Origin of the sequence: Piscinibacter sp. (assembly GCF_050175855.1) — a bacterium.
Lineage (GTDB): Bacteria > Pseudomonadota > Gammaproteobacteria > Burkholderiales > Burkholderiaceae_C > Piscinibacter.
This window is the reverse complement of record NZ_JBFXIO010000143.1, coordinates 1-11,207: the sequence shown is the minus strand read 5'-3', so window position 1 is coordinate 11,207 and position 11,207 is coordinate 1. Positions and strand designations below refer to the sequence as shown.

The 11,207-nt window shown below is 68.9% G+C and carries 12 protein-coding genes; all 12 read right to left on the bottom strand.

Features of this window, described 5'->3' with window-relative positions; genetic code table 11:
- A partial coding sequence (locus tag AB7U92_RS12565) for a conjugal transfer protein TraG N-terminal domain-containing protein (protein ID WP_428577066.1) occupies positions 1-407 on the bottom strand: 407 nt, incomplete at its 3' end.
- 27 nt (positions 408-434) lie between these two features.
- Positions 435-1,907, bottom strand: a complete 1,473-nt coding sequence (locus AB7U92_RS12560; protein ID WP_428577063.1) for a conjugal transfer protein TraH — start codon at positions 1,905-1,907, stop codon at positions 435-437.
- A gap of 10 nt (positions 1,908-1,917) precedes the next feature.
- On the bottom strand, positions 1,918-2,709 hold the full coding sequence (gene traF, locus AB7U92_RS12555; protein WP_428577069.1) for a conjugal transfer protein TraF: 792 nt from the start codon (positions 2,707-2,709) through the stop codon (positions 1,918-1,920).
- A gap of 60 nt (positions 2,710-2,769) precedes the next feature.
- Positions 2,770-3,168, bottom strand: a complete 399-nt coding sequence (locus AB7U92_RS12550) for a hypothetical protein (protein ID WP_428577061.1) — start codon at positions 3,166-3,168, stop codon at positions 2,770-2,772.
- Positions 3,165-4,376 carry a conjugal transfer protein TraN gene (locus AB7U92_RS12545; protein ID WP_428577058.1) on the bottom strand — a complete coding sequence of 404 codons (1,212 nt, stop codon included), beginning with the start codon at positions 4,374-4,376 and terminating at the stop codon, positions 3,165-3,167. The genes AB7U92_RS12550 and AB7U92_RS12545 overlap by 4 nt, the downstream gene beginning before the upstream one ends.
- Positions 4,373-5,362 (bottom strand): hypothetical protein, encoded by a 990-nt coding sequence (locus AB7U92_RS12540; protein ID WP_428577055.1) that lies wholly within the window; start codon positions 5,360-5,362, stop codon positions 4,373-4,375. The genes AB7U92_RS12545 and AB7U92_RS12540 overlap by 4 nt, the downstream gene beginning before the upstream one ends.
- Positions 5,363-5,364: 2 nt before the next feature.
- Entirely contained in the window at positions 5,365-6,063 is a 699-nt protein-coding gene (trbC, locus tag AB7U92_RS12535) for a type-F conjugative transfer system pilin assembly protein TrbC (RefSeq protein WP_428577052.1), read from the bottom strand.
- Positions 6,047-7,090 (bottom strand): conjugal transfer pilus assembly protein TraU, encoded by a 1,044-nt coding sequence (traU, locus tag AB7U92_RS12530; protein ID WP_428577049.1) that lies wholly within the window; start codon positions 7,088-7,090, stop codon positions 6,047-6,049. The genes trbC and traU overlap by 17 nt, the downstream gene beginning before the upstream one ends.
- Entirely contained in the window at positions 7,077-7,676 is a 600-nt protein-coding gene (gene traW / locus AB7U92_RS12525) for a type-F conjugative transfer system protein TraW (protein ID WP_428577047.1), read from the bottom strand. Before traW ends, traU begins: the two co-directional genes overlap by 14 nt.
- Before the next feature lie 52 nt (positions 7,677-7,728).
- Positions 7,729-8,283, bottom strand: a complete 555-nt coding sequence (locus AB7U92_RS12520; protein WP_428577044.1) for a S26 family signal peptidase — start codon at positions 8,281-8,283, stop codon at positions 7,729-7,731.
- Positions 8,284-8,300: 17 nt separating this feature from the next.
- Positions 8,301-8,666 carry a hypothetical protein gene (locus tag AB7U92_RS12515; protein WP_428577041.1) on the bottom strand — a complete coding sequence of 122 codons (366 nt, stop codon included), beginning with the start codon at positions 8,664-8,666 and terminating at the stop codon, positions 8,301-8,303.
- The coding region (gene traC, locus AB7U92_RS12510) for a type IV secretion system protein TraC (RefSeq protein ID WP_428577038.1) at positions 8,663-11,207 on the bottom strand (2,545 nt) is incomplete at its 5' end. The genes traC and AB7U92_RS12515, both read right to left, overlap by 4 nt.

Below are 11,207 nucleotides of genomic sequence, written 5' to 3'. Positions count from 1 at the left end.
GCGAGCTCGCCGGGGAGCTGCGCGTTGGTGGCCGGGATGACCTGGAAGGCGGTCTCGAAGAACCGCGTCATCACATCCCCCACCTTGCTGGTGGCGTGCCCGAAGAAGGCCACGCCGATCGGCACGTTGCCCACGGCCACCGGCGGCTGGCTGCCGAGCTTGTCGACGATCACCACGGTCGACTTGGGCAGGAACAGCGCGTAGTAGACGAGCAGGAAGCCCATCAGCCAGCCCCAGCCGTGGAACTTGCCCGGCGTGAAGAGCCCGGCGAACGCCGCCACCAGCACGCCGGTGATGGCGATCGCCTTGATGAGGCCGAAGTAGTCAGCCCCGCCCATGATGGCGGCGATGGCGTTGAACACCCCCGTCAGGGTGTCGACGTTGCCGTAGGCGTAGATCTCGAACATGCGGGCGCGAGCGGCTCGTGCCCGGACTCAGGAGCCGCGGGCGCCGCTGCTCGCGCTGAAGTCGAGCATCGACTTAACCGACGAGGGCATCGAGCTCCAGAGCTGCCGTTCCAGCGTCTGCAGGTCCTGGGTCATCGAGGACACCGAGCGCACCTTGGCGTAGGCGGCCTGCTTCTCGGTGAGGAGCTGGCGCTGGGCCTCCTGGGCGTTCTCGCGGATCGCGTCGATGTACTGCTGTTCGACGCCGGTGCGCTTGAGGGCCTGCGACAGGGCGCTCATGGCCTGGCGGATGGCGCGGTTGAGGAAGGTTTCCGCGTAGTCGAGCGCGATCACGTCCTTGTAGGTCTCGATCAGCGTCTCGGCGGTGCTCGATCCCGGCACGGCGTTGGCCACCGACAGCATCTTGTAGACCGGCTCGGTGGTGTTGTTGACGAAGCCGATGTCGGCCGGCGCCTGCGGGCTGCGAGTGGCGATGTTGTCGGACATGCGGCGCAGCCGGTCCGACACCAGACGCGTGAAGGGTTTGGCCGAGACGGTGGCGCGCGTCGGGTTCAGGCACTCGGCGGGCTCGTCGCAGACATACACCTCGATGTCGACGTTGCCCTCCGTGGCCGAGGCGCCGCGACCGAGCAGCAGGTCGCGCAGGCCCACGATGGTGGGCTCGGCGTAGCGCGGCGTGGCGCCGCTGCCGTCGTCTGCTGGCGGATGCAGGATCACGGTGCCGATCACGCTCATGATCAGCTCCTTCTCCTGCTGGCTGATGGTGCCGCCTACCTGATTGAGCGCGAGCCAGGTGACGTTGCCCTTCACGAAGGTGGCGTTGCGCACGTTGGGGTCGGCGCTGTTGGCGGCGGTCTTCACGACTGCGGGCGCGTTGCTGGCGCAGGTGAGCCGGGCCTCGGCCCGGTCGGAGACGCTGCCGAGGTACTGGGAGATGTTCGCGCAGCCGCTCATCACCGAGTTGTCGTACTCGCCCACCACGCCGTTCACCAGCGCCTGCGCGGCCTCGCAGGAATTGATATTCATCGCGTTGATCTTGTTGATCTGGTCCTGCAGCTCGGTCAGCAGCTTGTCGATGTCGGGCGAGATCGACTGCAGCGCCAGCTTGAAGGCGTAGCCCACGGCGTTGGCGCCGATGTTCTGCAGCAGCGCGATGAACTGCTGCTTGTTGATGAAGGAGAACGCGCCGCCGTAGATGTCGATGCCGCCGCAACCGGCTCGCAGGCTGGGCAGCTGCACGGTGGCCAGCGGATAGTTGCGGCCCGGGGCGCGCATCATCAGGCTGCCGCCGGTGTAGAGGTTCATCGCCTGGCCGCGGAACGCGCCCGGGGTGGTGACGTTTCCCAGCGCGCCCAGGTCGTTGAACATGGCCTGCATCTCGGCGTTCAGATCGGCGGGTTGGCTCACCAGCGGTGTGGTGGCCAGCGTCACGGCGAGCAGGCTGGCAATCAGGCACTTGCCGACGTGTCGGGCCGGGCGGTCGTTCGGGCGGCGCGTCATGGTCGGTTCCTCAGGGCTGGCGGGCGCTGGCGGGGGCGTCTTGCGCGAGTGCGGCGATCCGATCGACGAGATCGGTCATCGACATCACGCCAAAGCCCACCGGGCGGATCTCGCGGGTGGCGGGCACGGTGAGGTAGAGCGCCGGCACTGCCGTGGCATTCAGGCGCGCGGCCATACCGTTGTCGGGCCGGGCGTTCGGGTACTCGGGGATGGCGCGGCCGTCCATGCTGATCGCGAGCACGGTGAACCCGAACTCCTGCTCGAAGCGCTTGAGGATCGGCGCGAAGCGGTGGCAATGCGGGCAATCGCCGCGGAACACGAAGATGAGTCCGTGGGTGGCGGCCAGGCTCTTGATGGTCTGCGCCTGCCGCTCGCGCTGCTGCTCGTCGAAGACGTTGATCGCCATTGCATTGGTCGGTCGTCCGCTCAGGCCGTAGTCCAGATCGGGCACGGTCCACACCAGGCGCTGCCAACGCTCGGCGAAGTGCTCGGACTTGTTCATGACCATGCGCTGATAGCGCATGTAGGCCATCAGGTTGGCGTCGGTGGGGTTCATGACGGCAACGCGCTTCAGGTCTTCCAGGCGCTTCTGCATCGCTTCGAACTCGACCAACTCGCGCGGTGGCTTCGGTGCCGGCGGTGCCGGCAGTGGGGCTGCAGCGGGTGGGTCCCGGTACCAGAACCAGCCTTCGCGGTTGCGCAACCAATAGGCGGCGTCCTCTGGGTCGGCGACGATTGCCTTCGAATCATCATTCGCGCCTTGCGCCCACGACGCGGGGGCGGATGCAAGCACTGCGGCCATGACCAGCAGCGCTGCGGCGATTCGCGCGGTCCTGCAGTTCGTCGAAGGCTTCGCGCGCATCTACCGCTTCTCCGGAAAACTGCCGTCCCGGCAGAAACTCACCTGCCAGCGCAGTTCCTGATCGGCGCGCTTGCCTTGCTCCAGCACGTCGCGCTGGCGCGTGGTGACTTCGAGCCGCGCGCAGCCGGGCTGGGGCAGGGCGTGCAAGGTCGCCACGTCGATCTCGATGGGCGCGGTGGCATCGAAGCGGCGACGCATGTACTCGGCGCTGGGACCGGTGAGCACCCCATGCGCGGCGCCGCGCTCGGCGGCAAGCGCCAGCAGCGGCTTGATCGCCGAGACGGGGATGCGCGGTGTTGTCTGTGCGTGGCTTGGCGTGGCGAGCAGCGCGCCGAGCACGACCGCGGCGAGCGCGGATCGACGCGTCGGGATGGGCGTGAAGGCGGCAACGAAGGTCATGGGCCGAAGTAGCTGTTGACCTTCTGCTGGGCGCGCTGCTGCAGGTCGCCGAGATTCGGCAGCGTGGGCGCGATCTCCGCGTAGAACTCGCTGAGGTCCATGCGCGAGAAGTCCAGCGCCTGCAGCTGCGCGAGTGCGAAGCCGCTGCAGTCGGGGCCCTGGGCGCCGCCCCAGCCGCGGCCAAGTTGCGCGCGGCCCTGTTCGTTGATGATGCGCGACAGACGCGAGTTGAAGCAGCAGTAGGTCTCGGTGGTCTCGATGCAGGTGCGGATGATCGGCAGCCGCGCCGAGCAGTAACTGCCGACGCCGTGGCACAGGCGGTTGTCGCGCTTCATCGCGAGGACCTGCTCGGCGTCCTCGCAGGACAGCAGTCCCGAGAGCTGGATCGCCAGCATCGCGAGCGTCCACGGACCCGGCACCAGCGAGGTCACGAAAGAGCCCACCGAAAGGTCGCCGGCGATCAGCCCGGCGAGCGCCGAGGAGCCGCCGCCGGCGCCGAAGAGCGCCTCGAAGCCGGCGATCACCAGGTCGGGCGCATCGGCCGTGAAGAGGGCGTCGTAGGTGTAGCTTGAGCCGATGGCGCCAATGGCCTGGCCGCCGGCGCCGGTGATCAGGCTGAAGGTGGAGAAGAGCGAGCCATCGGTGCCGCCGCCCTTGCAGCAGTTGACCAGACCGAAGAGCTTCTTGCGGCAGCGGTTGTCGTAGCCCTTGAAGACCTCCAGCGTGTTCGGGTCCAGGTAGCGGCCGGCTTCCCGCTGCGCTTCCAGTCCGGCGACCGCACGCGCGAAGTCCGCGTCCGGCGCGTACCCGGTGTCGAAGCAGCGCCCGTCCAGGCAGAACTGCTGCCCGCCGCAGTTGGTCACCGTCGAGGTGGTGCCCGTGGCGACGCGGCACTGCCAGGTCTGCTCGTAGAGCATGCAGGCGCCTTGGGGGTTCGTGTCCATGCAGCGTGAATCGACCTGGCTGCAGCCACGGTCGCGCAAGGGCTGGCAGTCGTCGGTGCTGTTCTGCGAGACGCAGGTGTAGGACGCGCGGTAACGCCAGCAGTCCCGTTGCATCGGGTAGCCGCCGATATTGCGGGTCTCGGGGCCCTCGACGCAGGTCTCAGCGGTCTGGTAGCAGTCGGCGGCCCACGTGGGCGCGGAGGTGAACAGACAGAGCACCAGCGCGCCGCCGGCGATCCAGGCGAAGCGCCGGGCGGCGCTCATTGCGAGCGCGCCTCCAGCGTCGCGCACTGGTTGTCCCAGGTGTCGCTGAAGCTGACCGTGGTCGGCATCGCGAAGGTGTTGGCGCCGTAGTAGCTCGTGCCCTGGCAGGGGTTGTAGAACCACGCGCCGATGGTGCAGTTGGGGCCGGCGCAGCTCTGGCTGTAGTAGGTCTGGTAGCAGAAGAAGCCGTCGATCCGCGAGGGACCCGGGGTCTGCGGGATCTGCGTGTTCAGGCTGCCGGGGACGTCCTGCGAGCCCAGGTCCATGTAGACCTGACCGCTGCCCTTGTCGATGGTGACGACGTGCATCGTGTAGCTGTTGGTCCCGCAGCTGAAGTCGAAGGCCAGGTAGTCGATGCAGGCGGGGCAGGGGTCGGCGGTGACGCGGGTGAGGAACTGGCCCGCCGAGCAGCCGGGCGTCTGGACCGGCGTGACGATCAGCACCTTGTCGCAGGTGAGGGTCTCCAGCGTGCGGTACTGGTGGCAGATCGCCGTCTCGAAACGGTCGGGCGTGGTGACGGTCTGGACGGCGCAGCCGCTGTAGCTGCCGGCGATGTTTCCGGCGATGGCCTGCGGGTCGGCGGTGATCGCGCGACCGCGGGTGAGCAGGGGGTCGGTCGGCGCGATGCCGAAGCTTGGCCGTTGGCTCGGATTGGTCTGCGAGAACTGCACTGCGGTGCAGGAGGGATCGGCGGCGGGGCCGCTCGCGCAGGCACTGGCTCGCGCCGCGGCCTGGGTGCCGAGCCCCGGGCTGCCGAAGTAGCTCGCCTCCGGGGGATTGGTGGTGTAGCTCGGAACGGTGGACTGCGCCGTGCTGCCGCTGATGGTGCCGCGGGCCGCGGCATTGCCCGTTCGGCCGAGTGCCTTGCCCTGCTCGAAGGCCTCACCCTGCGTTGGCGGCGATTGCGCGTAGAGGGACGGCAGCGCTGCGAACAGCGTGGCCGCGAGCGCGACGAGCTGGCCGGTGAGGCGTCTTGCGGGCCGCATGCTCAAAGCCCCTTCAGCCGCGCGAGCAGCGGCGCCACCAGCGGTCGCGCTTCGGGGCGCTGCCTTGCCAGCGTGTCCAGCGCGTGGTCGAGGCTCACGTCTCCGGACACGCTGACGAAGGCCGGCGGCGTGCGGCAGTCCGTGCCGCAGCTCGTCGCCGTGTCGGCGCGATCGTCGAGACTCAGCACGAAGGTCGGTGCGCGTTCGATGCGACGGCGCGCGAAGGCTTCGGGGTCGATCACCCACGCCACCTGACGCTCGCCGATCAGGCTGGAGACTGCCGCGACGGTCTCGCGCATCGAGTTCGCCTTCAGGCCCCGCAGCACCAGGACCGCGCCGCTGCGTGCGGCCTGATCGGTCAGCAGCTGCAGGCTCGCGCGGGGCATCTCCAGCGTGATGAAGATGCGCAGCGGGCTCGCGGCCGTGGCCTGTGCGGACGGGCTGCCGAGGCGCGCGCCGGCCCTGGCGAGTGCTTCGATGTCGGTGCGCGCCGCAGTCGACGGCAGGTTCACGCGCGGCGGCGCGGGCACCGGTTGGGCACCGAGACGATCGCCTTGCGGGAAGGGGTGGGCTTTCCGTGCCCGCTCGATGTCGTCGGCGTCGGGCCAACGCGGCGCCTGGGCGAGCGCGATGCCGGCGGCGAGCAATCCGAGCGCGCAGGCGGCCGCGACGATGGCGCGGGTCTCAGTACGCGCCGGCACAGCAGTTCCGCTTGCGGAAGATCTGGTACGCGAAGTCCTCGCCCGAGACCGGGGAGGACTTGCCCGCGCCCCAGATCATCGTCGTGCGGCCGTAGGGCTGGCAGCACTGGCCGGCTTCCTTGGCGGTGGCCGGCACCGGGTAGACCATCTGCAGCTTGTAGTGGGTCTTGTCCATGATCGGCAGCGGGTAGTAGCCGCAGAGCCCCGCCGACCCGGCGCCGGTGAAGGCCACCAGCTGTCGGTGCATCTTCGCGGTGATGCGCTGGGTGATCAGCGTCGAGGCCTGCACGCCGCCGATGTGGGTGGCGACGTGGCCACCCATCGGGTAGATCGACCCCTGACAGCCGGCGCACCAGAACAGGCTCGCGATCGGCATGCCGGCGGTGGCGGCCACGCAGTCGGCGGCGCACGCGGCTTTCGCGGGCGCGTTGGCGAACAGCACCGCTTCCGGGTTCAGGATGGCGGTGAGCTCGTCGTCGGCCCACAGCGGATCGACCTCGGTGAGATAGGCCAGGTCGAGTGAACCCTTCTCCAGGCACGGGAAGTCGAGCAGCACCTCGAGCCAGGTGAGGATCGGATTGGCGTACCAGTGCGCGTGATAGAAGCTGTTGCGCGTCTGGCTGTCGTGTCCGACGTGGGCGCCACGCGGCACGTCGAGTCCGGGGTCGAGCGAAATGCCGCCCAGGCCGACCATGCAGAAGGGCGTACGCGTGACGTCCACCATGCGCACCGGCTCCCAGAAGCCGATCGACACGCCGATGCGGGGCGGGTTGCTGCAGTAGCAGACCGGCGAGGACGGATTGCCGATGTCGGGCTGACCGTCGGACAGGATCGATGCCGAGCCTATGGTGAGCGGGAACAGGCAGCTCCAGCAGATGTCGGTGATCGGGTTCATGAAGCGGCCGTGGCAGGTGGGGCCGGCCGCGGCGGGGCCGGGCAGCAGCGCGAGCAGCCACAGGGCGAGCGCGAGCCACAGCGCCGTGCGCGGGCGATCGGCCCGCCGGTGGACGGGGCTACAGGAGCTCATCGATGCGCAGCCTCCTGCCGTCCTGGGTGACGAGCGCGGGCACCTGACGGATGCCGAGCTTCGTCGTGAGGTTGCCTTGCTGGTCGTAGAACACCGGCCGCTGCCAGCGGCGCATCAGGTCCAGGTAGGACCCGCCGGTGAGGATCACCTTCACCTTGCCCTGGCGCTCGTCGATGAGCTTGCGCGCACGCGCGACCTGCTCGCGATCGCGCGCGTCGATGAAGAGCAGCGCCTGGCTCAAGGTCACTGTGTCGAGCGGATTGATCACCGTGCCGGGCGGCACGATGACCCGGCCGTCGGCGTCGTGGATGGCCTCCTGCACGACGATGCTCGGGTCGTGGTGGAAGCGCCGCGGTTGACGGGTGCGCGAGAGCCCCGCCACGGGCGCCGGGTCTTCGACGCCTCGCCTGACCCTTTCCAGCGACTCGCGTTGCAGTCGGGCGAGCGTGCCGTCTTCGCCTGCCGCGCGAAGTTTTCCCAGGATCGCCTCCAGCAGGTTCGGCTCGGCGATCGGGTAGACCGGGCCGATCACGCCGAGGTCCTGGGCCTGCGCGGGCGCCGTCGCGACCATCGCGGCGAAGACCACCGCTGCGAGGCGCAGCGGCCTGCCGTAGGCTGTGCTGCTGGCGATCGTCCGATCAGAAGAGCGCATCGGCCCGCCCAATGATCTGAGATGCGTGGATCCAGCCGGTCAGCTTGTACCGGGAGTCGAGGCTGTCCGGGTGTCCGGCTTGCACGTAGTAGCGGCCCTCCGGAATCCGGCCGGTGGGACCGGGTTCGAGCAACTGACCTTGCCGGCTTACCGGTTTGGGCACACCCACCGGAACGCCGTTGAGGTGGAAACCCTGTGCGTCGCGCGTGACCTCGTCGCCGGGCATGCCGGCGAGCACCTTGATGAAGGTGACCCCCGCCGGGTACGGACCGCCGCCGGCCCAACGGAAGGCGACGAAGTCGCCTCGGCTCGGCATCTCGCCCTTGTGGATGAGGAAGAGCCGGTGCGGCAGACTGGGCGAGGCGTTCAGCCCGAAGCCATAGTGGGCGTGAAACCAGAACGCGATCGCGGCGACCGCGACGTAGACGACGGCCCAGTGCTTCAGGTGTTCGACCGAGCGCTCGGCTAACGCGCGCAGCCGGAATCGTCCGCTCGATGCGAAGCGGTCGCGCCAGCTTCGATGCAGGAACAGGGTGCGCATGCGGGCTCCCAATGCAGCTACAGGCCGAGCCGGCGCCGCACGTCCGGCGTCAGGTCTCGCAGCAGGGGTTCGGAGCCCATCACGGCGCCACGCGCCAGCACGATGCAGCGGCACTCGCTCGGCAGCGCCTGGAGCAGCGTGCTCACCTCCGTGCCGAAGCCCGCGGCGCGGCGCAGTGCGCCGGCGCGCTCTTCGTCGCTGGCGTCGCGCTTGACCAGCACCGCGGCCACCTGCAACTCCTTCAGGCGATAGAGCTCCGCTACGTCGAGCACGGCCAGCGTCGGCAGGCGCTCGGGCACGAGCCACAGGTGAACGAGCGCGATCAGCGCGGCGCTCACCAGCGCGTTGGCGCCCACCAGCAGGGCGGCGGCCCGTGCGTTCACGCGAGCCCCCGTTCGCGCAAGACCGCGTCGATGGCGGCGGAGACGTCCAGGCCCGCCGCGCGCTTGGCGTTGATGGCGTTGAAGTCCTCGGCACGGCTGCTGAAGAGCAGGAGGCTGTACGGATCGACGATCAGCCGGCCGATGCCGTTGCCGGCCGGCGAGTGGATGAAGACCTCGGAGAAAGCGCCGTGCTCGGTGCGCAGCGACAGCAGCAGCCGCTTCATCGCATCGTCCATCGTGAGTTGACCGAGCTTGTCCATCATCTCGATCGACTCGGGCTTCTGGCGCAGCAGGAACATCCAGTCGGAGTTGTCCAGTGCCGCCTTCGCCGCCGGGTTGCGGTAGTAGTCGTCCACGCCCTGGGTGGCCGACATGAAGGCGCCCTTGTACTTGCGCGCTCGTCGGTATCCGGCCTCGATGAACTCGGCGGTGGCGCCGCCGGAGAGCAGGTCCCAGGCCTCGTCGATGATCACGATCTTCTTGCGGTCGCGGGAGAAGTACATCTCGCGCGTGATGCGGTACATGACGATCAGCAGCACCACGGTCTGCAGGTCCTTCTTGGACTTGAGCTCCTCGAGCTCCAGCACGATGAGGTCGGCGCCGAAGTCGATGCTGGCCTCGGAATCGAAGTACTTGCCGTAGGCGCCGTCGCGCGTGTAGGGGTGCAGCATCGCGGCGAGGTCCTTCAACCGCCGGTCGCCTTCGCCGGCGGACGGTGCGCCGTCGTCTTCGAGGCGTCCGGTCGCGAGCAGGTCGTGGATGTCGGTGACGGTCATGGCGCGGCCCTTGGCCTTCCAGACCTTCTTGATCGCCGCGCCCAGCGTCGAGTACTGAAAGCCGTCGAGCGACTCGCGCGGAGACACCATCTGCGCTAGCAGGGGCTGCAGCAGTTCCATGTCCTCGTCGATGTCCTCGACCAGGGGGAACGGGTTGAGCGACAGCGCGGCGTCCTCGGTGAACTCGATGAAGCTGCCGCCGAAGTTGCGGCACGCCTTCTCGTAGGAGCGGCCGACGTCAATGATCCAGACGCGCGCACCGGTGCCGAGGTACGCGGCGGCGATCTCGTTCAACAGCAGCGACTTGCCCGAGCCCGACGTGCCGGCGATCGCCACGTTGTAGTTGCCCGCCGGGTTGTCGTACACGTCGATCTGCATGATCTGGCCGCGCCGTCCGCCGAACAGCAGCACCGGCGTGCCGGTGCCCTGCCACTCGGCGACGAGCGGCGCCAGATGCACCGCGTTCGCCGAGGTCTTGGTGGTGACGCGCTTCATGCGCTGCAGATCGGCGTGAAACGGTGCCGAGAGCGTCATCGGCAGCGAGCCGATGAGGGCCTGGGTCATCATCATCGTGTCGCTGGAGAGCTCGAAGCCGCGCGCACGGAAGATGGCACGCGCCGCCTGTTCGGCACGGGTTACCGCGTGCGGCTCGGCGAAGAGCGCGAGCTGCAGGTTGAGGTCGACGAGCTGTTGACCGTCGTCCATCGCCTTGAGCACGATGTCCCAGTCGGCCTTGCGCTCCTGCAGGTCGGGCAGGAAGCGCGCCATGTAGCTGGTGGCGTTCGTGGTGGCGCGGGCGGCCTTGAGGAAGGCCCAGTTGCGGGTGGCCTCGGCGTCCAGCACGTGCACGCCCAGCGTGAGCAGGAACGGGCAGGGGTACTGCAGCGTGCCCTGGTAGAGGTCGCCGATCAGGCTGCCGGCGTTCCACAGCGCGAAGCGCGGCGGGAAGGCGCGCACCGACATCAGGCGAAGCTCGGTTTGCAGGTCGGCGGCGGGGTTGGCCAGGCCGATGCCTTGGCGGTCGATGCGCAAGCGCGTGGCCCGATCGATCACCTGGTCGCGCAGCTCGCGCCCGTCGTCGTAGGTGAGCGGGATGGCGTCGCCGGTTTGCCGGTGCGGGTCGAGCAGCGCGGAGACCCAGTTGATCAGGTCCTCTGCCGTCCACGAACGGGACGGAAAGCCCGCGGCGTGTAGCGTGGCCCGGATCCCGTCGCGCAGCAGCAGCAACTCCTCCAGGCGCGAGAGATTCTCCGGGCTGCCGGGTAGCGAGACGCTGACCACCAACCGGTAGTCGCGGAAGAGGTAGCTCTGCGCGGACAGCAGCGACGTCCGGCTGCCTTGCAGGTAGTGCCCGGCACGACGCCGGGCCATGGTGCGGTGGATGTTGGTGTGCCTGCCGGCGCGGCCGAGGGTGTCGAGTTCCGGGACGACGTCGTCGGCCACTCGCAGATTCGCGTAGCGCGCCAGCGGTGCGCGAATCGCGGGGCTCGCGTACAAGTGGAACTGGATGCCGGTGCCGGGCGGAGAGGCCGCGTAGAGGGCGGTCAGCACGCGCGCCATCTCCTCGTCGGCGCCGGATTGCGGTCGCACTTCCAGGCAGAAGCCCAGCGCGTCAAGATTGACGAAGACTTGGCGGTCCGCGATCCAGGCGCGGTACGGCAGCCACTCGGAGAACGCGGCAGCGTCCTCGCCGCGCGATGCGGGGCTGGACTTGGGCACGCGGATCAGGTCCGCGGGCTTCGCGCCCTTCAGCACGGACTCCAGA

What these genes read in the sequence shown, in the direction of transcription:
- AB7U92_RS12560 (WP_428577063.1), bottom strand. Translation starts at nt 1,907, where the DNA reads ATGACGCGCCGCCCGAACGACCGCCCGGCCCGACACGTCGGCAAGTGC.
- traF (WP_428577069.1), bottom strand. Translation starts at nt 2,709, where the DNA reads ATGGCCGCAGTGCTTGCATCCGCCCCCGCGTCGTGGGCGCAAGGCGCG.
- AB7U92_RS12550 (WP_428577061.1), bottom strand. Translation starts at nt 3,168, where the DNA reads ATGACCTTCGTTGCCGCCTTCACGCCCATCCCGACGCGTCGATCCGCG.
- AB7U92_RS12545 (WP_428577058.1), bottom strand. Translation starts at nt 4,376, where the DNA reads ATGAGCGCCGCCCGGCGCTTCGCCTGGATCGCCGGCGGCGCGCTGGTG.
- AB7U92_RS12540 (WP_428577055.1), bottom strand. Translation starts at nt 5,362, where the DNA reads ATGCGGCCCGCAAGACGCCTCACCGGCCAGCTCGTCGCGCTCGCGGCC.
- traU (WP_428577049.1), bottom strand. Translation starts at nt 7,090, where the DNA reads ATGAGCTCCTGTAGCCCCGTCCACCGGCGGGCCGATCGCCCGCGCACG.
- AB7U92_RS12520 (WP_428577044.1), bottom strand. Translation starts at nt 8,283, where the DNA reads ATGCGCACCCTGTTCCTGCATCGAAGCTGGCGCGACCGCTTCGCATCG.